Source organism: Pseudobdellovibrionaceae bacterium (assembly GCA_020635075.1).
Classification (GTDB): Bacteria; Bdellovibrionota; Bdellovibrionia; order Bdellovibrionales; family UBA1609; genus JADZEO01.
This window is the reverse complement of sequence record JACKAM010000002.1, coordinates 410,452-431,685: the sequence shown is the minus strand read 5'-3', so window position 1 is coordinate 431,685 and position 21,234 is coordinate 410,452. Positions and strand designations below refer to the sequence as shown.

General features: G+C 50.2%; 25 protein-coding genes. 12 read left to right on the top strand and 13 right to left on the bottom strand.

Annotated elements, in window-relative coordinates:
• Window positions 1–186: 186 nt before the first annotated feature.
• The 4 genes from H6624_11685 to H6624_11670 all read right to left on the bottom strand — a co-directional run bounded on the left by H6624_11685 (window position 187) and on the right by H6624_11670 (window position 3,221).
• On the bottom strand, window positions 187–492 hold the full coding sequence (locus H6624_11685) for a helix-turn-helix transcriptional regulator (GenBank protein MCB9085001.1): 306 nt from the start codon (window positions 490–492) through the stop codon (window positions 187–189).
• Between the two features lie 224 nt (window positions 493–716).
• Window positions 717–1,691 (bottom strand): deoxyhypusine synthase family protein, encoded by a 975-nt coding sequence (locus H6624_11680; protein ID MCB9085000.1) that lies wholly within the window; start codon window positions 1,689–1,691, stop codon window positions 717–719.
• An 87-nt stretch (window positions 1,692–1,778) separates the two neighbouring features.
• A complete protein-coding gene (locus H6624_11675; protein ID MCB9084999.1) occupies window positions 1,779–2,780 on the bottom strand; it encodes a YhdH/YhfP family quinone oxidoreductase in 1,002 nt (333 codons plus the stop codon).
• A gap of 3 nt (window positions 2,781–2,783) precedes the next feature.
• Window positions 2,784–3,221: a DNA-binding protein gene (locus H6624_11670; protein ID MCB9084998.1), complete on the bottom strand. Its 438-nt coding sequence runs from the start codon at window positions 3,219–3,221 to the stop codon at window positions 2,784–2,786.
• A 172-nt stretch (window positions 3,222–3,393) separates the two neighbouring features.
• Here H6624_11670 and H6624_11665 point away from each other — a divergent pair, with 172 nt between their 5' ends.
• Together H6624_11665 and H6624_11660 are read left to right on the top strand one after the other, a co-directional pair.
• Window positions 3,394–6,279: a M20/M25/M40 family metallo-hydrolase gene (locus H6624_11665; protein ID MCB9084997.1), complete on the top strand. Its 2,886-nt coding sequence runs from the start codon at window positions 3,394–3,396 to the stop codon at window positions 6,277–6,279.
• A 175-nt stretch (window positions 6,280–6,454) separates the two neighbouring features.
• Complete coding sequence (locus H6624_11660; GenBank protein ID MCB9084996.1) at window positions 6,455–7,294, top strand: hypothetical protein; 840 nt, start codon at window positions 6,455–6,457, stop codon at window positions 7,292–7,294.
• Between the two features lie 101 nt (window positions 7,295–7,395).
• On the opposite strand, the gene H6624_11655 is transcribed toward H6624_11660, so the two are convergent.
• Entirely contained in the window at window positions 7,396–8,232 is an 837-nt protein-coding gene (locus H6624_11655) for a fructosamine kinase family protein (GenBank protein MCB9084995.1), read from the bottom strand.
• Window positions 8,229–8,708 carry a low molecular weight phosphotyrosine protein phosphatase gene (locus H6624_11650; protein ID MCB9084994.1) on the bottom strand — a complete coding sequence of 160 codons (480 nt, stop codon included), beginning with the start codon at window positions 8,706–8,708 and terminating at the stop codon, window positions 8,229–8,231. The genes H6624_11655 and H6624_11650 overlap by 4 nt, the downstream gene beginning before the upstream one ends.
• A gap of 116 nt (window positions 8,709–8,824) precedes the next feature.
• Between H6624_11650 and H6624_11645 the strand changes: the two genes are divergently transcribed.
• A complete protein-coding gene (locus tag H6624_11645; GenBank protein ID MCB9084993.1) occupies window positions 8,825–9,385 on the top strand; it encodes a nitroreductase in 561 nt (186 codons plus the stop codon).
• A gap of 5 nt (window positions 9,386–9,390) precedes the next feature.
• Here the strand turns inward: H6624_11645 and H6624_11640 are convergent, their stop codons facing one another.
• The 3 genes from H6624_11640 to purT form a co-directional block, all read right to left on the bottom strand.
• Window positions 9,391–10,521, bottom strand: coding sequence for a DUF2914 domain-containing protein (locus H6624_11640; protein MCB9084992.1), 1,131 nt, complete (start codon window positions 10,519–10,521; stop codon window positions 9,391–9,393).
• A gap of 100 nt (window positions 10,522–10,621) precedes the next feature.
• Window positions 10,622–10,807: a hypothetical protein gene (locus H6624_11635; GenBank protein MCB9084991.1), complete on the bottom strand. Its 186-nt coding sequence runs from the start codon at window positions 10,805–10,807 to the stop codon at window positions 10,622–10,624.
• Window positions 10,808–11,042: 235 nt separating this feature from the next.
• Entirely contained in the window at window positions 11,043–12,203 is a 1,161-nt protein-coding gene (gene purT, locus H6624_11630; GenBank protein ID MCB9084990.1) for a formate-dependent phosphoribosylglycinamide formyltransferase, read from the bottom strand.
• 111 nt (window positions 12,204–12,314) lie between these two features.
• Here purT and H6624_11625 point away from each other — a divergent pair, with 111 nt between their 5' ends.
• On the top strand, window positions 12,315–13,037 hold the full coding sequence (locus tag H6624_11625; protein MCB9084989.1) for an esterase: 723 nt from the start codon (window positions 12,315–12,317) through the stop codon (window positions 13,035–13,037).
• Between the two features lie 164 nt (window positions 13,038–13,201).
• A complete protein-coding gene (locus H6624_11620; GenBank protein MCB9084988.1) occupies window positions 13,202–13,720 on the top strand; it encodes a hypothetical protein in 519 nt (172 codons plus the stop codon).
• Between the two features lie 103 nt (window positions 13,721–13,823).
• Here the strand turns inward: H6624_11620 and H6624_11615 are convergent, their stop codons facing one another.
• Entirely contained in the window at window positions 13,824–14,126 is a 303-nt protein-coding gene (locus H6624_11615; GenBank protein ID MCB9084987.1) for a DUF4156 domain-containing protein, read from the bottom strand.
• Window positions 14,127–14,324: 198 nt separating this feature from the next.
• Between H6624_11615 and H6624_11610 the strand changes: the two genes are divergently transcribed.
• Window positions 14,325–14,753, top strand: a complete 429-nt coding sequence (locus tag H6624_11610; GenBank protein MCB9084986.1) for a MerC domain-containing protein — start codon at window positions 14,325–14,327, stop codon at window positions 14,751–14,753.
• A 9-nt stretch (window positions 14,754–14,762) separates the two neighbouring features.
• On the opposite strand, the gene H6624_11605 is transcribed toward H6624_11610, so the two are convergent.
• Together H6624_11605 and H6624_11600 are read right to left on the bottom strand one after the other, a co-directional pair.
• Entirely contained in the window at window positions 14,763–15,893 is a 1,131-nt protein-coding gene (locus H6624_11605; protein ID MCB9084985.1) for a ferredoxin--NADP reductase, read from the bottom strand.
• 6 nt (window positions 15,894–15,899) lie between these two features.
• Complete coding sequence (locus H6624_11600) at window positions 15,900–16,748, bottom strand: diaminopimelate epimerase (protein MCB9084984.1); 849 nt, start codon at window positions 16,746–16,748, stop codon at window positions 15,900–15,902.
• Window positions 16,749–17,010: 262 nt separating this feature from the next.
• Here H6624_11600 and H6624_11595 point away from each other — a divergent pair, with 262 nt between their 5' ends.
• Both H6624_11595 and H6624_11590 read left to right on the top strand, forming a co-directional pair.
• Window positions 17,011–17,505 (top strand): thermonuclease family protein, encoded by a 495-nt coding sequence (locus H6624_11595; GenBank protein MCB9084983.1) that lies wholly within the window; start codon window positions 17,011–17,013, stop codon window positions 17,503–17,505.
• A gap of 226 nt (window positions 17,506–17,731) precedes the next feature.
• Window positions 17,732–18,106, top strand: coding sequence for an alpha/beta hydrolase (locus tag H6624_11590; protein MCB9084982.1), 375 nt, complete (start codon window positions 17,732–17,734; stop codon window positions 18,104–18,106).
• 89 nt (window positions 18,107–18,195) lie between these two features.
• Here the strand turns inward: H6624_11590 and H6624_11585 are convergent, their stop codons facing one another.
• A complete protein-coding gene (locus H6624_11585) occupies window positions 18,196–18,639 on the bottom strand; it encodes a hypothetical protein (protein ID MCB9084981.1) in 444 nt (147 codons plus the stop codon).
• Window positions 18,640–18,703: 64 nt separating this feature from the next.
• On the opposite strand from H6624_11585, the gene H6624_11580 reads away from it, so the two are divergent.
• The 4 genes from H6624_11580 to H6624_11565 all read left to right on the top strand — a co-directional run bounded on the left by H6624_11580 (window position 18,704) and on the right by H6624_11565 (window position 21,204).
• A complete protein-coding gene (locus H6624_11580; GenBank protein ID MCB9084980.1) occupies window positions 18,704–19,045 on the top strand; it encodes a CPBP family intramembrane metalloprotease in 342 nt (113 codons plus the stop codon).
• Window positions 19,046–19,681: 636 nt separating this feature from the next.
• Window positions 19,682–20,239, top strand: a complete 558-nt coding sequence (locus H6624_11575; protein MCB9084979.1) for a nucleotidyltransferase domain-containing protein — start codon at window positions 19,682–19,684, stop codon at window positions 20,237–20,239.
• On the top strand, window positions 20,232–20,600 hold the full coding sequence (locus H6624_11570) for a DUF86 domain-containing protein (protein ID MCB9084978.1): 369 nt from the start codon (window positions 20,232–20,234) through the stop codon (window positions 20,598–20,600). Before H6624_11575 ends, H6624_11570 begins: the two co-directional genes overlap by 8 nt.
• A gap of 220 nt (window positions 20,601–20,820) precedes the next feature.
• Window positions 20,821–21,204 (top strand): hypothetical protein, encoded by a 384-nt coding sequence (locus H6624_11565; protein ID MCB9084977.1) that lies wholly within the window; start codon window positions 20,821–20,823, stop codon window positions 21,202–21,204.
• Window positions 21,205–21,234 lie beyond the last annotated feature (30 nt).

Sequence of the window (21,234 nt, the reverse complement as noted above, 5' to 3'; positions counted from 1 at the left end):
CCTTAGAAATTTGCGCAGAGCTTACCCCGCCCTAGGGGGGCGTCGCAATGGAATTCAAATAAACAAGAGTAATGCAAGTATTGCAGAAGGACAGGGGCGATTCTCAGGTGAAATTTACTGGATTTAGGCAGGAGTCGAGCTGATCCCCCGGGGAGCGTCAATTTTCAACCCCGGGGAAGTTCAGGACTAGAGCATCGCGTTGAGTTTGTTCTTAAGCTGGCGAAGGCCCTCTTCCATGGTTTCGATTTCTACAAGGAGTTTGGCTTGATCAGGACGATGTCCGGTCAATAGCTCGCTCAGGCTGACCCCAAGGGCTTCGGACATTCTGACATAGGGCTCACCTTGAATGGCGCGGCCCACTTCCCACTCTCTGTAGGTAGTTTCTGGTACTCCAACCCGGCGAGCCATCTCGCGCATGGTGAGTCCCTTTGCTTTCCTGAGCGAACGCAGTCGCTCATGAAATGGTACGGTAATTACGGATGTAGCTGACATGGTCTTCCCCCCCCGGAGAAAAATATCTCCGGATGGAGGAGTTTTAACGAAGCTTCGTCTCTATGTAAATTGATATGAATTGAATGGTGTCATTGAATTTTTTTTAACGAGAACGGTCGCGAGAAGATTCACTCTCTAAGAAGCTAGAGGGGAGTGGCGTTGGTGAAATTTGCTGATTGTCCGGTGGCGACATTTCTGCCGCCACGCAAATATTAATTTTTCTTTTACCAGCCCAAAATATAGGCAAACATCAATGGCGCAACGATGGTCGCATCGGACTCGATGATAAAACTGGGAGTTTCTTTGGTGAGTTTTCCCCAAGTGATTTTCTCATTGGGAAAGGCTCCTGAATAAGAGCCATAGCTGGTGGTGGAATCACTGATTTGACAGAAGTAACCCCACTTGCGAACGTCTTCGAGCAACAAATCTTTTTCCAACATGGGAACAACACAAATGGGGAAGTCTCCCGCAATGCCCCCACCGATTTGATAAAATCCAATGCTGGACTGCTTTGTAGCTCCTCGGTACCACTCTGAAAGGGACATCATGTACTCCAGGCCACTTTTAATGGTTCGCGGGCTTTTGAACGTTCCGTCTAAGCAAGAGGCCGCCACGTGATTACCCATAGTGGAGTCTTCCCAGCCGGGAACATAAATCGGTAGCTTCTTTTCCCAGGCAGCGTAGAGCCAGGAGTTTTTTGGATCTACTTGAAATGATCCTTCTAGTTTTTTTGTATCAAACAGACGGTAAAAGAGTTCATGGGGGAAGAGGCGCTCGTCGTTAGCCTCGGCATCCTTAACAATTTGAACAAAATGTTTATGAATCACCTTAAAAGCTTTGTCTTCAGGAATGCAGGTGTCGGTGACCCGATTGTAGCCTTCCAGAAAAAGTTGGTGTTCGTCTTCTTTGGTCAGACTGCGGAAGTCGCGAATTTGTTTGTAGTGATCGTGGGCGACAAGATTAAAAACATCTTCTTCCAGATTGGCTCCGGTACAAGAGATGGCGTGTACCTGCCCCTGACGAATCATTTCGGCCAAGGATTTACCCAGTTCTGCTGTGCTCATGGCACCGGCAAGGGCCACCAGCATCTGTCCGCCCTTATCGATGTGCTCCTTGTAGGCCTCGGACGCCCAACGCAGGGTTTTTGCATTAAAGTGTCGATAGTGGGTATCGATGAACTGGGTAATCGGTCCACTCATGGGGCCAGGCTCCTTGGTTTAAGGTTTGGTTAGGTAGACTCTTCTTGCGTCAAACCGGGAACAGGTCAAGTTTTTTAAAGCGCCGAGTTAGTTGTCCTGTGCTCGGCAGTCGACCAGGATTCTTCCCCAGTTTTTTCGCTGCAAAATTGAAGCAAAACCTTCCTCTAAGTTGTCCAGGGTTACCGTCTTGCTGAGGGTCTGCTGCAAAGCGTGAGGCTTCCACTCTTGAGCCAGGCGTTTCCAGAGAGTTTGACGCAAGGGCATAGGGCAATTGGTGGAACTGATCCCTAGTAAACTAACTCCGCGAAGAATCATGGGGAATACAGTCGCTTTTAAGGAGTGCCCTCCCGCCATGCCGACGCAGGCAATGTTGCCCCACAAATCGATGTGAGGAATGAGTCCTGAAAGTAAGTCTCCTCCAACATTGTCGATGGCACCGGCCCAGCGGGCTTTTTCTAGGGGGCGCGAGCCTAAGTCGAGCTCGCCTGGCTCTAAGACCTCAATCGCTCCCATGTCTTTGAGCAACTTGTGGGAATCAGACTTTCCGCTCACCGCAAGGACTCGGTAGTTCACTTGACTCAGGATCTGGGTGGCCAATAGCCCCACTCCTCCGGAGGCACCAGTTACTACAATGGGTCCTTGATCAGAAGCCTGGCCATTTTGTTCCATGCGGTGGAGGCACAAGGCGGCAGTGAAGCCGGCTGTTCCCAAGATCATGGCCTCTTTTGTCGTCAGTCCCTCGGGGATGGGAACGACCCAATCTCCAGGGACGCGGACGACTTCGGAATACCCACCATCATGGTCTTCGCCCAGGCCACAGCCGGTGACGAGCACTTCTTGTCCGACTTTATACCGAGGGTCCTCACTGCGTAAGACTTGTCCCGCCACGTCGATTCCGGCCACCATGGGGAAGCGACGCAAAATCTTACCCGCCCCCGTCGCACCCAGAGCGTCTTTGAAGTTGATACTGGAGTAATGAGACTGGATCACCACATTTCCAGGATCCAGCTGTTCAAGTTCAGTGGCCTCAAGGCGCCCGCAGATTTTGCCATCCGATTCATAAACGCGAAAACTACGAAAGGGTTTCATGTCTCAATCCTGATCGCGAATACCGCAAACCAAGTCCAAACCGATGTCTGCATTCGGTAGGCGCTCGGGCATGGCACCCAAAGGGATAATGTGAACCTCTACGGTAACAGCCACTACGGCTTCAAACAAATGGCCTCCATAGACTTGAAAATTCTTATCGCCAATCGAGGTGTGAACGTGGACATAGGGCTCGCCACCTTTAAGAGTGATGTTGCCATTTAGGGAAATCAGTTCAAAATCACCCTCGGAAAAGGTCTTGCGGATGTAAGATTTTTCGTGGAGTTCATAATAGCCAAGCTCCACATGTTCAACTGCGCCAACTCCTGAGATGCGGCCGCCCTTGAGTTTAAATTCTTTAGCTACGGAGGTGAGAGTTTCCACCAGGTTTTGTCCCTTCTCGACGATCACCATGAGCTGTCCGTTTTGTCCTTCAATGACCACTTTATTCTCCTTTGCAGTTATGGATGCGGAGTGGTGCCACTGTTACCGACAATTAGACGATCTGTCTATGGGTGGCTATTGGGTGGCCGCGTTAGTAGGTTCTTTCTAGAATAGACACTCCCAGGGACCTTTTGTAATTTGTCCCTTCCGCAGAGGTATAGGGAGGGCGTTCATGTTGTCTGTGTTGAGAATGGCAGTGATCTTTGGTTTGTTGATTTTGGCTTCCACATCTTGGGGATTGGCCAACCAGGTGGAAAAGGCGGAGGCAGACCAGTTTTTGACTGGCCTCCACCAGTTGACACTTTCTGGGAGTCGCAGCGGTGAGGGATACTTTCGCCTAGACGGAAACTACATGGTCTTCCAAAGTGAAAGGGATGTCGATAATCCGTTTTATCAGATTTACTTAATGAATCTTGTCTCTGGCGAAACCAAGCGCATCTCTCCCGGCCACGGTAAAACCACCTGCTCCTGGGTTCACCCGCTCGAAGAAAAGGTTCTCTATGCCTCCACCCATTTGGACAAAGAGGCTAAGGCCAAGCAAAAGGACGAGTTCAAACAAAGAGCCGAGGCCACGAAGCGACGCTATGCCTGGGACTATGATGAGAACTATGATCTTTTTGTTTCAGATTTTAACGGTAAACGCACCAAACGTCTGACCAAAGAAAAGGGTTACGACGCCGAAGCCTCTTACTCCTACGACGGTAAGTGGATTGTCTTTGCTTCGAATCGCAGCGGCTATGCGGAAAAGCTCTCTGAACAGGATGCCAAAATTTTTAAGGTAGACCCGTCCTACGAGATTGATCTCTACATCATGCGCTTTGATGGCAAGGATGTGAAAAGGCTCACTACATCCAAGGGATATGATGGGGGTCCCTTCTTTAATGCCGACGCCACGATGATCACTTGGCGCAGGTTTGCCCCCGATGCCCGTAGTGCTGAAGTCTTTGTGATGAATCGCGATGGGTCGGGCGAAAAACAGTTAACAAAATTTGGTGCGATTTCCTGGGCGCCGTATTTCCACCCCAGTGGGGACTATTTGATTTTCTCCAGTAATCTGGGCGGCGGGCACAACTTTGAACTCTATTTGGTGAGAACTGATGGACAGGGCAAGGTGGTGCAAGTCACAAACAATGAAGGCTTCGATAGTCTGCCGGTGTTTTCGCCCGATGGACAGAGGCTGGCTTGGACGGCAACAAGGGCTCAGGAAGGCAAGGCCCAGATTTTTATGGCTGATTGGGATGATTCTGCGGCTCGCAAAGCCTTGGGGCTGGGAGTGGCGCCGATCCCGGCTCATCAGTTGAGGGTAGAGGTCGACCGCCAGGGGTTTGAGTCCCATGTTCGCTACCTGTCTGCACCAGAGTTGGCCGGTCGCTTGACGGGATCAAAGGGTGAGCGCCTGGCTGGTGATTACATTGCCAAGACCTTTGGTCATTTGGCTCTTAAACCAATTAAAGGTCAAAAGGACTTTTTCCATGGCTTTGATTTTACCGCACGGGTGGAAATGGCGGCGGAGAACAAGATGGCGATGAACTTTCGTGGTCAACAGGTGTCTTTGGTGGCCAACAAGGATTGGTTGCCACTGAACTTTTCGGCGAACGCGGACTTGTTAGGTGGTGCGGCCGTTTTTGCCGGCTATGGCATTCGGGCCCCGAAGACCGACGAATTTGAAGGGTACAATTCCTATGCTGACCTAGATGTGAAAGATAAATGGGTTGTCGTCTTTCGCTTTTTGCCCGAAAAGGCTGACAGCAAGACGCGCCAGCATCTGTCTCGCTATTCAACCTTACGGGATAAGGCCATGGTGGCGCGTGACCTGGGTGCAAAGGGCCTGATCCTCGTGAGTGGTCCCAACTCCAAAGTCAAAAATGAGCTGATTCCTTTTGAGGGCAACGAAGTTTCCGGCAGTATGAGTTTGCCGGTGATTTCTGTCACCCGGGATGTGGCCAAAAAACTGATGGCCCGCACCAGGGAAAAACTGAACACCTACCAGACTGAGTTGGATACAGGCAAAACCATTAAATCTATTGACCTCAATGAGATCAGTCTGGCGGGAAGGATTGCACTCACGCGCATCAAGTCCGAAGGGCGCAATGTGGTGGCAGTTCTACCCGGCAAGTCCTCTGAAGCCGTGGTCATCGGTGCCCATTACGATCACTTGGGCCAGGGGCACAAGATGAATTCCTTGGCCCGACCTGAAGAGGCCAATAAAATTCATGCAGGAGCGGATGACAATGCCTCGGGTGTCGCCGGAGTCTTGGAAATAGCCGCTCAATTACAAAATCAAGTTCAGACGACAGGCAAAAAGCTATATCACGACGTTGTCTTTGTTTTGTGGTCCGGGGAGGAGCTGGGAACACTGGGTTCCAACCGCTTCATTAAGGATTTTGTTGAGGCTAAAAAATTAAAGGTCCACTCCTATGTGAACATGGACATGATTGGTCGCATGAACAAGAAGCTGATCGTCCAGGGACTTGGCTCCAGTCCCGATTGGTTTTCCATTTTGGAGCAGGTGAGTGCCAATAAGCATTTGCCTTTGGCTCTCCAGGCCGACCCCTATTTGCCGACGGACTCAACGCCCTTTTACTTGGCAAAGATTCCCACCATCAACTTTTTCACCGGCGCCCATGAGGACTACCACAGCCCTCGGGATGTTGCCGACAAGGTGAATTTTGAAGATGCCACCCGCATTGTTTCCCTGGTTGGAGACCTGACCCATTCTTTGGCTCAGGAGCGCAAGAGTCTCCAGTATGCCGAAGTGGCGGTCAAAAAGGGTGAGGGAACCCGCCGCTTGCGTATCTATATCGGTACTATCCCCAACTACGCCGACGACAGTGGCAAGGGAATGCCGATCAACGGAGTTAAAAAGGGTGGCCCTGCTGAGAAGGCGGGAATCCAGGCGGGAGACGTGGTGGTTGAAATGGGTGGACACAAGATTGAAAATATCTACGACTACACCAATGCTTTGGATCACCTCAAAATTGGCGAGAAAACCAAGGTAACGGTAAAGCGCAAAAGCCAGCTCGTTCAGCTTTGGATTGTGCCCGAAAGCCGCAACTAGCGGGACGGAGCTCCAATCCCGAAAGAAGCCCTGTACCTTTCGGGAGTGCCAAATTTGGGCCCAGTGACCAATTGATTCCCAAAGATCACGAAATACCCAGCCGTCAGCAGAGGGCTAGGGCCCATTCGCCTGGCCCTATCATTGCTATGAAGGATCACTGATTCGAGGTGAAGATTTGATCCGCTGTGCTTTCATATATGCAATTCTAGTATTCGTGCTGATAGCAGCCCCTTCCGCTAGGGCGGACTTAATCGGCAGTTGTCGGCGTGGGATTGGTACCTGGTACGCCACCATCCAGGCCAAGGCCGCCGCTCGCAAGGCCGAGCGCACCTATCGAGATCACATTCGCCAGATTCTCGCCAACAAGGACATCAGCTTTGAGCAGTGGCAGTACCAGGAGTGGGGGCAATTCGCCAATAGACAGATGAAACGGGTTTCCAGATCCCAGCAGGATCGGAGTTTTAGGGATGACTTTTATGAAGCGCAACAGCTTCTTGCCGATCTTGCAGCTAATGCCGCTCTCAGTACCTATCACTCGATGGGTTCGACTCGCTTTGAGAAATCGCGAAACCATTTGCGGGATTTTTTGCGTTGGTCACCAGCCCTTTCGGCCAAAGACCCCTACTTGGGTCGCCTACCCGGGGAATTGGCTGCTCACCTAAGGGATTTCTATTCACGCCTTGATTTGTCGCACGGACGTGAGTCTGAAAATGGCCAGAGGGTCGCCGGCCAAAAGGCCTACGAGTATTACCTGGAGACTTTGTTTTGGCATTCTCAGGTGAGCCACTACGATGGAGTTTTGGCCAACCTCAAAGCCACCCAAGGGGATCCCCTCACACAAAGAACCATCGCGGCCTTGCTGCGACTGGCGCAGCTCAATTGGAATATTGCCGAGTATTTGCGCCAAGGCTATTTGTCAGAATCCAATCAGGCTCCCTTGGCCTTGGATCATCGTCTTGCCGGTGCTGCCGGAAAGTTCTGGGCCGAAGTGGTTGAGCTGCAAAAGCTTCTCTAAAGGTGCCAGGTTCCGAATATGCGTCCGTATGCGACAAATCTAGGAATGAAAATGATCCTCAGATTTGTCGCATACGGACGCATATTCGGAACCTGGCACCTTTAGAGTTTGCCAAGTAGGTTTACTGCTTGGCCATAGTAATTGCTGCCGAAGAGATTGAGATGGTTCAGGACATGGTAGAGATTGTAAAGATCAACCCTGTCCTCAGATCCTTCGCGCAGTGGAAAAACCTCCTCGTAACCTGAGTAAAAGTCGCCATGAAATCCGCCAAACAGTCGGGTCATGGCGAGGTCAGCCTCCCGATCCCCATAGTAAACGGCCGGGTCTATCAAAACCGGGTCGTTGGCGGCGGTACACATGAAATTCCCACTCCAAAGATCACCGTGCAGGAGGCTGGGGAATTCCGGCTCCCCAAGCAGTTGGGGGAGACGAGATTCCAGACGTTTCATTCCCTGGCGAATCTCATTATCGGCGAGGCCGTTTTGTTCTAACAGATGAAGTTGAACGAGAAGTCTCTCTTGCCAGAAAAAATCTAGCCAAGATTTGTGAGGGCGATTGGACTGAGGGGTTGAGCCGATAAAATTGTCTTCATAGAAGCCATACTCATCAGCCTTGTATTTGTGAAGGTGGGCCAGTTGAATACCAAACTCACGCCAAAATCCGGATTTCGGAGAGGAGGTTTCAATGAAAGGTAAAATCAAAAAATCCTTGGAGTTACCGATCGGCAAAGGAACAAGTACTGCTTCGGCCTTGGCCAGTTCACTGAGTCCGTGGGCCTCGCAGGCAAAGAGTCGGGGTGAATCTTGATTGTGGGTCTTCACAAAAAACTGAGTTCCGTCCTCACAGCTCACCCGATAAGACTGAGCAATACAGCCGCCAGAGACAGGCGCCAGGTTGAGGATCCTTTTGTTGAGCAGATCCTCAAGTTTGGACTTCATATCTTCATTTCTTTTTTTATTTCCTCAAGAAGCTCGGTACAACCGTCTTCCAGGATATCTAGGACCAGGCGAAAACCGTCGTCCCCGCCATAATAGGGATCAGGCACACGGGGAACGTTATGAATACGGCAAAACTGCACCAGAGGGCGCACCTTGTTGTGGTAGTCCCGGTTGGGAGCCAAATCGATAATGTCCGAGTAATTATACTCGTCCATGGTGACGATATAATCGAATCGATCAAAGTCCTTATTGTGGTCAAACTGTCGGGCCAGGCTGGGAAGTTTATAGCCCCGGTCGCGGGCATGGGTTTGCATGCGTCCATCAGCGGGCTCACCCACATGATGGGCGGAAGTCCCAGCGGAATCGATGGTAATCCGATCGGTGAGGCCTGCTTGTTCCACCATGGAAATAAAAATCCCCTCGGCGGCTGGACTGCGACAAATGTTTCCTAAGCAAACAAAGAGGACTCGTACCATACAACCCTTCTCCCTGTCAGAAACTCAAGCCTACCAGCAGCCGGGGAACTTGAAAAGTCTGGTGCGTAACAGTAAAAAGGATTTGTAGAACCTGTTTTTGAAAAAGGGGAGACACTTTGGTTTTAGAAGAGATTATTCGCGGACGGCGGACAATACATGATTTCAAATCAGATCCTATTGCTAATGACCTCATAAAGGAAGCTCTAAGGCTCTCTCTTGTTGCGCCTAACCATAAATTGACTTTCCCCTGGCAGTATTTTTGGCCCAAGGGGCAGACAAGAGCCCAGCTGGCAGACCTGGCTGTAAAACTCAAACAGGAAACTCCTGGAGACCCAGTGTCGCCGACCATGCTTGAGCGAACCCGAAAAAAATTTGTTGAACCTCCGGTTCTGATAGCCCTGGGAATTAAGCGCAGTGAAAACGCCTTTCAGGCCCGAGAGGACTACGCCACGCTTGCCTGTGGGGTGCAAAACATGGCTCTGTTTCTGTGGGAGCAGGGAGTCGGTTGCAAATGGTCCACAGGAAAGCCAACCCGGCACCCGGAAACCTATCGCATTCTCGGAGCAGACTCCGCTTTAGTGGAGCTGGTGGGCTTTTTGTGGATTGGTTATCCTTTAAGGGTTCCCCCGATGATGGAGAGGCCCAACCTCGCAGCTGTCCTAATGGAAGTGCTTTAAGAGGGTTATTGACGATCAATCATGAACTGACGATCGAAGGGGTTTTTGGCTTCGCTAACATTAAAATAAATGCGGCCAATTTCCCGTCCTTCAGTGGTTTCCACCTGCACCCGCCACTTTCCTGCAGAGTAATTGGATTTAGCCCCAAACCCACGAAATCCTTCGGCGCGGCCGCCTGTCACTTTAAGGGGGATTTTGTCTTGGGTGGTCCATCCCCGTTTGGGATCTTTGAGCAGCCAATGAAGGCGGATCTCATCCTTAAAACCACCCGGTGAAAACAAGCGAAAGTAACAGTAGATCTTGTCGCCAGAGAGCGACTTAAAATCTTGATCCCCGTTGTGCCAGAAGTTCCACCAGGGTTTTTGGTGGTGGAGTTCATAGTGGCCATCCTCGGTGCGCTGAACCTGATGGTAAATGCCCACGAACTTCAGGGACAAGGGGACTGGTGGTACCCATTGCATCATGTAGGCGACAATAAAAAACACCATGACGCCAACGGCAGGATAGAGCAGAAGTTTCTTAAGGTTCAGATTTCCCGATTGATTGCCTTTGGCCAGGTGTCTGTAGACCAACCAGAGAACCAGTGAAGTGAGGACAACCGAGACCAGGAATGTGGTGACGCCAATGAATCCTAATACAATAGGTGCCAAATAGGAGAGATAGGAAACCAAGCACAAGGTCAGCAGGGCCCACTTAAAAGGAAGCTCCAGGCCCTGGAACCTCTTAAGTTCATTGGCAACAAGCAATGCGCACAAAACAGCGAGGAAGCCAAAAGACACCACGAGCGAGGAGCTCTTAAAATAGAAGACGGTAAAGGCACTGAGAAGACTTCCGAATAGGAAGTGCATGGCTTCTACCCGATAACCCCAACCCTTATGAAGGAAACCAGGCCATTTTTCTGGTGGACTCCAGTTTTTGGTTTTGAGTATGAGAAGAAAAACCGCAGCCAAAAGAAAGATCCCCTGCTGAATGATCGTCAACCATTCGTCGATGCGCTTTAGTGTGATGATGTCGAATAGAAAACCGGCAAGAAAGAACTCGGCGGCCAAGTACTTCTCATTTTTGACCCACAGGTTGCGGACTTTGACCCAAGCCGGTACAGACTCAGGCTGTTGATTAAGATCAGGTAGTTCCATCTACCTCATGTTTCGGTATATTTGAGCCTTCATTTTATGGATGGTGTTGATCTGAGAACTCTTCCCCAAGCACTCTCAGTTCAGAGGCACGAAGCCTCGCTTACCACTTAATGATGCCTCGACCGCGCAGGCGCGCATAGACCAACACAGTTCCCAAAATGAGAAGAGTGAGGGCTGCAACCTTACCCATTGTGGAGTTTACGTCTGCCACCTGCAATGCAAAGAAAGCAAGAGCCAGACAACCGTAGGGCTTAACTTCGTAAACAATTTTTTCCATGACTTCCATATGTGACCCCATTGAAAAAAAAACTGATCGCGAACGACGTCCCCCCTAAATCCTGTACATAGTATACAAAGGACTAGACGATATCGCCAGAAGCCCACGGAATTATTTAGTAATTCGCCTTTTTCTGCGTTCAGCAATTGGCCAGGTGTCAAGATTCTCGACGGCCAATTGTCAATAGTTTGGATCTTTTCCCAAAATGACTAGGATCGAGCTGTCTCGTGATGAAACAGCTTTTTTACTTCAGGCTCACCTGTGAGGCGGCTTTGGCGGCCATGTTTCGCGCCTGTCTGGTGCTCTTACTGCGCGCCAGAGCGACTCCCATCCGTCTGTACTGGCGGGCATTGGGCTTGGCAAACAAGCGAATGTCAGTGCCCTTTTCACCGAGGGCCTTATCTACTCCCTCATAACTCTTAACACTTTCCATTTCACGATCAGCCAGAATCACAGCTGAGGCCGACGGACCAAAGTATTCAATCTCAGGAATGGGCAGGCCCAGAACGGCTCTGGCGTGAAGATCAAACTCCGAGAAGTTTTGTGAGATCAAGGTCACCATCCCCGTATCATGGGGTCTGGGCGAGAGTTCAGAAAAATAAACGCTATCCCGAGTTACAAAAAACTCGACGCCAAAAATCCCTGCACCACCAAGGCGATCAGTCATCTTCCTGGCCATCGACTTGGCTTCTTTAAGTTGATTGGGTGTCATCTCGGCAGGAATCCAGGACTCCTGATAATCACCTCTCTCTTGGCGATGGCCGATGGGATCGACAAAGAGAGTCTGGCCATTGCGCTGACGAACTGTGAGAAGGGTAATTTCCAGGTGAAAATCAATAAACTCTTCAACAATGACCTTGAGTTGGTCTCCTCGCTTTTGTTCCTGGGCCGCCTGCCACGAAGCCCTTACCTCTTCAGGTTTTTTGGCGACAGTTTGACCTTTGCCTGATGAGGACATCACGGGCTTGATGACACAAGGGAAGCCAATGTCCAGACACACTTCAAGCAGTTGTTCTTCACTTTCTGCGTAAGCAAAGCGAGCAGTTCTCAATCCCAACTCATTGGCGGCCACATCACGAATGGCGTCCCGGTTCATGGTCAGGTGGGCAGCCTCGGCCGTAGGAATCACAATGGTCCCTTGAGATTCAAACTCCTGAAGCTTAGAGGTTCTGATTGCCTCGATCTCAGGAATAATAATATCGGGTTGGTGTTTATCGACCAAACTCTGCAGCTCGTCTCCGTTTAGCATATCGATGACTTCAAACCCATCGGCAACCTGCATAGCCGGAGCTAAAGGATATTTGTCCACGGCAATTACCTTTTGTCCGAGTCTTTTGAGCGAGATGGTCAGCTCGCGGCCAAGTTCACCTGAGCCAAGCAATAAAATCGTGTTGATGGACTTCATTTCTCACTCCTTGCCGTGGGGATGAAGGGCCTAAAACAACATGGCTCAGCACCGATGTCAAAGTCCCTCATTTCCCTTGTTTGTTCCCTAAAGAGGGTTTAACAATCTGCCATGGGACTTCGCAAGCAACGACTGGAAAAAATTGGTGGACTGGACTGTGTTTATCTTCCAGGTGAAGATTGTGGACCGCTCATCGTGTTTTTTCATGGCTATGGTGCCGACGCCTGGGACTTGGCCCCTCTCAGTCACGAACTGGGAGTTGAAGGAGCCACTTGGGTTTTTCCCAACGGTACCCTGGAAGTCCCCATTGGCCCCGGTTGGACAGGCCGGGCCTGGTTTCAAATTGATGTTCAAGGCCTGGAGCAGGCCATGGCAGCTGGCACCCATCGAGAGATGTCGGATCTGCGGCCCGTAGAAATGGATAAGGTCCTCCTCGACGTCCAAAAGCTCTTTAAAGCGCTGGGTCCCGAAGACTACTCAAAGGTCATTGTCGGCGGCTTTAGCCAAGGGGCGATGCTGTCCACCGAGGTGGTGCTTTCGACTCCCATGAAGGTGGATGGAGCTGTTTTGCTTTCAGGAACTCTCCTGGATCAGGCGGCCTGGCGGGAAAAGGTGAAAAGCCGGCCACCAGTCCCCTTCTTTCAATCCCATGGGACCCAGGACGCTCTTTTGTCCTTTTCCGCAGCTCAAAAGCTTGAGCAGCTCCTCCGCGCAGGGGGCTGGAAAGGCCACCTGCGGGCCTTTCGCGGGGGGCACGAAATTCCCTTCCAGGTCCTTATGGAGCTCAAGGCCTTCATTCACGGCATAATCCAGGGCGGCAATAAGAATTCCTAATGGCTCCCTTCAGGGGTGGGCTAAAACCCCATCCAAGATTTCCAATTGTCCGATGTTAAAAATTTAGGTGTCCCAGTTGGCACTCATTTTTTTTTGTCAGCTGTGACAAAAGCAGTTGTGTAAGCAAATGGGTAAAACGGGTTCTTTGCCAAGAGGGGACTGTTATGAAAGCAAAAAAGTTCTATCAATGGGTTTGTTGTGTGGCTCTGGCTGCATCCTGCCTGGGTGCCAGCGCTGGAGAAGGTGAGACTGATCACTATATGGGAATGACCCCTGATCAGTACTTTGGTCTTCTGCTTTCAAGTTCCGAGCCCTCTCCGTATGCGGCCAATCCGGAAACTCCTTTGGATCTTTTAATTGGTGAGGCCCGCAAGGTTTGCCACATACCAGGGAAGGTCAGCCCCTTAGCTGAAGAGTATCTCATGCGCTATGTGGGGCAGGCCGTATATTCTGAGTGGCGTATGTCCGGAGTTGATTTTGTTCAGGGCTTTAACCATGAAGACCAGTCTTTTGAATATCAAAGCTACTGCATCGTCGCCTTTATGAACCGTCCCTGGGACCGTAACACCGAGGTGGTCAGTAAGATTATTGAGGCCGCTCGCCAGGGCGGGACACTGCCGGACAGAATGGTGGCCGGATTCAACCGTGCAGGCGACTGGCAGTTTGAGCCACTGAATCGTTAGTTTTGTTGTTGGGTTTTTCTCCTGCGGCAGCAGGCTGTTTATCTTCTACTTTCTAAAGGTCATACAAGGGACTGGCTCATCTCCAGTCCCTTGAGTTTTTAAATCAGGGACATTTGTAAGCGAGGCCAGTCACCGAGGTGCCGGTTGGGGAGTACTGCTCCACCATGACGTAATTGGCGCCCTTATTGGCCGCTTCCTGCTTCATGTCTTCCAGCACTTGTTCCGGCGTGGCCTTGGTGGAGATGCTATTTCCCGTGACCTTGCCCAGTGCCTCGCAGTCATCGTCTGGCTTTTCACGGGAAGTTTTAATGTCTTCCTTGTCTGGTAATACAGAATGAGTCGAGCATCCCATGAGCCCAGTCAGGCCGATGCCTAAGCTCAATATGAGTACGAATTTTTTTGTCATAAACACTCTCCAGGTTTGAGCCAGATTTCTTGAGACACTGTCGTATTCTAGAACAGCTCTCTCCAGGTGCAATTCTATTCTCAATTGGCGTCCACCTGGACGAAGTAAAAACACCTTATTTGGGCCTATTCCTTACCTCAGGGCGGCTCACAGAATTAACGTTGACTCGCTGAGTCCCGGGCTCTATTTACCTGGGGCATGGAAAAATCCCCGTCAACACAACCAACGGCTGAAATTCCCCAATGGGATTTTTGGGGGCTATTGCTATCCGGGCTTTGCATTGTCCATTGCCTGCTGACTCCAGTGTTCCTGGTGGTGCTTCCCAATTTGGTGCCCCAGTGGGTACAGGCTGAAGGGCACGGTCACGCATGGTTCTTCTTTCTTCTTGTCATCATTGCCAGTTTTTCTGTTTTTGCCGGCTTTCGTCGCCATAATAAATGGGCGCCGATTGCCTGGCTCTTTGCTGGTCTCACCGTGGTGGGAGTTGCCACTTTCGGATTAGATGGTAACTGGGAGTATGGTTTGACCATAATGGGAAGCCTGCTTCTCTTGCGCGGCCACTATCTCAATCGCAAGCAATGCCGCTTGTGCAAAACACTCGATAAAAAACCGGTCTGCTGCCACTAATCGGAAAAATTAATCCCCGGATGTAAAACGAACTTTCACCCGTTTGCTCATGGGTTCTGATTGGCAAGTGAGAATTTCTCGGGCTGAGAAGTTCTCAGGCGACAGGGAGCCGGGTTCCCTCTGACGAACGCGACCCTCTTCCACCTTTGCCATGCAAGCGGTGCAGGCTCCACTCATGCAGGAGTAAGGCGGGTTGTGGCCAGCCTCTAAAAGCGTATCGAGGATCGACATGTTCTCTTTAGCCGGCACTTCGACTCTTTCGCCATCAAAATAGGCTTCTATCACCTCAGGCTTTTCGCCGGCGTCGGCCATAGGATCTCCAACAATAACTGAACCGTCAGCCTGGGGGCCCTCGCCAGCCTGGCCGGCGGAAGCTTGATGAGGGTGAGAGCTGCCAAATGATTCACTGTGAATTGATTTTTTGTCCATGCCGATCGACTCCAATGATTCTTTCACCATATTCATAAACTCGGTGGGGCCACACACATAGGCTTGGCGGGAAACCGAGGGACCATTCTCTTGTGGTCCAAATAAAGCATCAAGGGCTTCTGCATTGAGCCGACCACTCAGTCCGGACCATCCCGGCAGAGGCCGGGTCAATACTTGTATCAGGCGAAACCGCTCCGGAAAACTCTCTTGCCACTTGGACAGCTCATCTTTAAAGATGATTTGATTTTGATCCCGGCAGGAGAAAACAAGACTCACGGTTGATTTGGCCGTCGTTGCCAGGGTGTGCTTGAGAATCGACATCAATGGAGTGACCCCGCTGCCGGCCGCCACCAGGATCAAGTGAGTGCCATCAGGATGTTTTTTAAAAAAGTGACCTTTGGGTTTGCCACACCAGATCTCGTCACCGACTTGGACTTCATCGACCAAATAAGTGCTGCCTCTCCCATGAGGAACTTTTTTGATCGTAATCTTAAATTCAGAATCGGTTTCGGGAGCCGTGCAAAGACTATAGCTGCGCACGATCTCCTCGCCGCCAACATTCATAAACAGGCTAGTGAATTGCCCGGCTTCATAGCGATAGTCCTCGCCCAGCTCTGGGGGGATGGTAAAGACCAATGATTTAGTATCAGGGGTCTCCTGAATGATTTTTTCGACTTTAAGGGGATGGGCCAATTTTTCTTTGTTTGCCATAAGCCACTACCCAAAAAATTCGCTGTGGATCTTAATTTCGCCCAGATAAACCGCCGGCCCAGCCAGAAGAGGGCGGTCTCCTGAAAAGTTCACAGTAAGAAGTCCTCCCGGCATCCCCACTTTAACTGTTGCGGGTCCCTGCTGTCTTTGGTGGTGGCACCAGGCGGCTGCCACGGCTCCCGTTCCACAGGCCTGGGTGAAGTTTTCCACTCCACGCTCGTAAGTGACCGCTTGAATCTCACCGGCTGCGACTGGTTTGAAAAAGGTGACGTTGGCCCCGTCGGGTTGGAGGTCTTCATGGTTGCGTAGGCGCGAGGCAAAGAAGCGCACTTCTTCGGTCAAAATCACATTGTCATTTCCTACTACCGCATGAGGAACCCCTGAATTCACAAAATGGTAATGGGTTTTCAGGTCGTCGATGGTCACATACTGATCCCACTTTGTTCCGGAAATGGGCGGCATTTGTACTTCGACCTCAGAGTCGTCAATGATACGAGCCCCCACCGGTCCGGCAATCGTGCGAATGTTCATCGAGGGTCCCACGTCACCAAGATCGTGAACAAAGCGGGCCACGCAGCGGGCGGCGTTGCCGCACATTTCAGCTTGGCTTCCATCGGCATTATAAAAATCCCACTGGAAGTCTTCACTTCCCTCGCAAGGTTCGACAAATAGCAGACCATCAGCATTAAAGCCCAAAGGACTTTGGCAGAGCAGGCCCGAAAGTTGGCTGCGATCCATGGTGCTGGCCGGAAACTGGGACCACAACTTTTGGGATTCAGGAGATCTTAGGTCGGTCATCAGGAAGACGTTTCCCGCCCCACTCATTTTGGTAAATGTGAATGTGTTTGGCTTCATAGGTGATTCTTACTAAGGGGGCGCCTATGCCGCAAGGGGATTCAAACTGTCAATGGGGAACAAGTTGCACCAGGTAAGGATTGTGTAGGGATTTGCTGAGATCAGCGTCAGGGATGTCTACTTACTAGGCATGATTTCCCGGGTCATAGAAATGCAGCGCTTAAAACACTAGATCTAGTGGATTGTTGAAATTTGGTGCGGTACCCATAGACCAATCACTTCTTCAGGATGAAGGGTATTAATAGGGATGTGGGGGTAACAAGTGAAGAAAGCAGCACAGATTTTCAACATTGGTCTTCTCTTAAGCGTGGTTTCTCTAACAGCATCGACTTCATTGGCCGAAGCTGATGCGAACCCAATGGCGGCTACCTGCCGACATTCGGAAACCAGATTCAATTGTGTGGAGTACGTCGACAACTACGATGGCGACACACTGACTTTTAATATCAAAAACGTTCATCCCCTGCTTGGTCACCACGCTAAGATTCGCATTGCCGGGATCAACACCGCTGAGATGCGCTCTCTCGATCCTTGTGAAAGAGATGTGGCTTATCGGGCTCAGATGTTGGTGCAAACGGAATTGTCCAAAGCCAAGCGGATTGATCTCCTTGATGTCGGACGAGGTAAGTACTTTCGAATCCTGGCTGATGTGATTTATGACGGTAACAAGTCGGTTGGGGATTTGTTGCTGCGGAGGAAGTTGGGGTTTAGGTATGATGGGGGCACGAAACCCGTCATCGACTGGTGCTCCCTCTGAGACAGGTGAAATGACCTCATCTGCGGCGTTGGACGGTTTGAATCTCGCTCCAACGTACCAGTTAGTACGATTCCACTCGCTTCAAACCGTCCGCCTTGCATCTAAGGTCATTTGACCTGTCTCATATGCAGATAGATGTATCTAAGCCCTTTTGACAAGACTACTGCTGAGGGCTTTACCTTGGGGAAGAATTGATGTGGGCCCCAGAGGGGTTGGATGTAATCCGATGCGACTGCCCGGCAATTTCCAGTGGGAGCTGCAAAAAGGGGAGTTGGTAGGTGTCACCCTCGGACCTTCAGCTTGTGGGCCCTATCCCGTGACCCGCCTCTATGATAGCCGTGAGTGGCAAATTCCAGTGCCCATCTACTATATCCAGGGAGAACAGGATCCGGCCACCCCGCTGGCTGGAGCCCTCTACCACTATGAGAATCAAATCCAGGCGAAAAAGACCTTCATCAAGGTTCCTGAGGGCGGCCATAACCCCTTGAGCTATGGTCTGGATGATTGTTATGAGAGCCTGCTGAAGGCCATTCTCCTTCAATCTGATCTTGGGGAGGCCTTGGGGAGATGTCAGATAAAGCCTGTTCTGGTACCTATCTAAATCCAATGAACCAGATGGCAAACAGCAAATCACTTTTGGTGCCTATTTGCCGACGAGGGAAATTCCCCGGCTGTTTCTCTGGAGCTTTCTCACTCATCCGAGCTCCCAGGGGCGATAATCCAAAATTTTTCAGTCGGAGCTAGTATCCACTCATCTCCATTTGCGGCCTGTTCAACATGAGGTTTAAAAATCGCAATCAAACCCACCACGACCACTAACAAAAACAGATACGCTACGAGCCTGGGTTCCTTTAGGTACTCAAACCTGAAAAGCCATCGAACAAACTCTCGTGTGGTATCTCGAATTTCACCTGGGTAATCGATATGAACGACTTGGCCACCAACCATCACCAAAAGTGCGACGGCCGCCGCCAGGACTATCTCAGTACCTGCGGAAAATAGCCAACCCGATCCCCACAGCCAGATGGAAGATAACAGGTAAACCACAAGGAAGGCCACGACCCTCTTCAAAATGGATCTGAAAACTCTCTCGTAAACCGTCATCGGCGGCTGTTTGGCCTTTGCCCGAAGCACTTTTTCTCTCGGGTCGCTTGGGTTGACACCCTGGAAACCTAAGGTTTTGTTGAGAGACACAGTTTTGCTTTCCATCCTTGCCGTAGTACTTTTGGAAATGACAACCGGTGATCCCCCGCCCAACTTAAAGTTCGGAGCTCTATTCAGGTATCCGCGCTACCCCTCTGATTGGATTCGGTATTTTGATTTGACCATAGGCTTAGTGCTTGTGGCGGTTTCAGAAGAGGTTCTTTTTCGCTCACTGATGATCAAACACCTCAAAGCCACTAAGCTCAGCGCAGGCCTTGGGATCGCCGTCTGTTGTATAGCCTTTGGTACCATGCGCTGGGGATTGGGTCTTTGGGACACCATCGGAACAGGAATTTGGGCTATTCCCTTTACCATTTATGCCTGGAAAACCTGTTGAGTGGCAGTATCAAAAGCGATTAGGAAAACTATTTACAGACCAACAGGGGCGCATCTACCTTCACCATTTAGATTTAGGTGATCTTGACATCAACCGATTTATACTAACTTACAAAGGAACTTCTGGAAGCCCCGACCCAACAAAATACATATGGGAACTTTCCCCCAAGATGTGCAGAATCTGAGTTCCCAAATTTCAGGCGCCTGTCAGCCGCCCAATCCACTACTCCGACGTTTGAGCTGCGGTCTTAAAAACTAAATCCTAACCTAATCTCGCTCGACACTTTCTCGGTAGTCGGTCGCCAGATCCTGATCTGCTACCATATCCACTTCTATGGGTAAGTTGGAGTTTTCCAGGTTTTCGTAATCAGAGAATCCGGCGGCCCGAAGTCCAGAGTAACATAACCGATTTCTATCGGGGAGTCGGCTGACATCAAGTGCTATACATTGAGCGATGGCTAAATATGGAGTTTATACGCCTTAGCCCTTATTGCTTTCTGGTATTCCATTAATCTATTGATATTATGAATGAAAACACAAATTATCCCAATTTAGGATAATTTAAATTTACTGTATTATTTTTAGCTACTTACATGTTATTATACTGGTTAGGGATAATAACGTAAGGATTAACGAATTGAACGCACAACCACGAATGCCAGGCAATCTGCCAGAATTGACCGCCATAGGAGCCGCTCTGAAAGAGGAGCGTATGACCCTGGGCATGACTCAAGTCCAAGTGGCAAATAAATTCGGCATTAGCTTAAAGGCTTTGAGAAATCTTGAACAAGGCATTGGCAGTGTGAGCTTCTCAACTGTATTGGAAATTCTAAAGATCTTTGGCAAGGAAATACGTATTGGGGATTTCGTGGTTTCACCAAAACCACCTCCCAAGTCGCGACCCCGCAAGAAACGGATCCTTGAAGTTCTCAGACTAGTTCGACCTGTCCTTAAGAAAAAATTCGGTATCGAAGAAATCGCCCTTTTTGGGAGTTGTGCAAGGGACAAGGCCAAAACTAATTCAGATGTGGATATAGCCGTTCGGTTCTCAGAACCACCCAGCTTCACCACCATCGGCAGAGTAGTAACCTTTCTAGAAACCCTTCTAGACGGACACAAAGTCGATTTGGTTGAATTTGATAAAATGATCCCCGAAGTTTTGGCCTCTGCCCGACAGGATTTAATCTATGTCTAAAAAGTACCAAGGAAGCGATCTCTATTTGACGGAAATGATCAATGCCTGCGTAAAGATTCAAGAATACGCAGCAAACACCAGCAAAGAGGACTTCCTTAAACAGCGTGAATCCTTTGATGCCATCTGCATGCAACTATCCCACCTGGGAGAACAGGTAACCAACCTAGAATCCTCCCCAGACCGAATTATCCAACACTTTCCCGAAGACTTAGAATGGCCAGCCCTAAAAGGCCTGAGAAACAGAATCGGCCACGCCTACATGACAATCGACGCCCAAATGATCTGGGATTTCGTCACCCAAAAAACACAAGAACTAGAGTCCTCCCTGCGCAGAATCCTGAAGAAGCGATATGGGCAGTAGTCACTCTACGGAAATGAGCTCCAAGGGGTGTTGGCTGGGTGACGGTGTAAGTGGTCAATAATTGCGGGTTTTTGATTGGGAAATGGGCTGGCGACTGATAGTTCGACAGGCTTTTGTTGATCAGGGTTGGCCCGGTTCAGAAGATTCTCTGTTATTTCAGGTGGTTAATAAAAACAGGCCTTGGCGCGCTTCTTGGACTATGAGAGGTCAGGAGGACCCCATGGGGCACTTGAAACAACAACAACCTAAGACAATCTGGCTCAGTCTTTTAGTGACTGGATTGATGGCTTTGGGGTTACTTCATACTTCTGTTTACGCTGATGAGGAAGTGACGGCAGCCAGTGCTGACTCGGTTCAAAAAGAGGGAGTCAGTGAACTGCCATCTTTATCTACTGGCGAACAGGTGATTGAGTTTAAACCGGAAAACGATCCCAATATGATCGACAATGAGGGCGATGGGCCCGACACCAATACGGCAATTCCACTGCCGACTGATTTAGAGCAAATCCTTTCCGTGCAAAAGCGCGTGGATGAGCTTCTTTACTACGGTTCTCAGCCGGCCCGCCTTCCCACTTCTGAAACTGCTCCTAAAGCGGCTCGCTAACTCAGCTCAATACAAACAGTTAAATAGGTC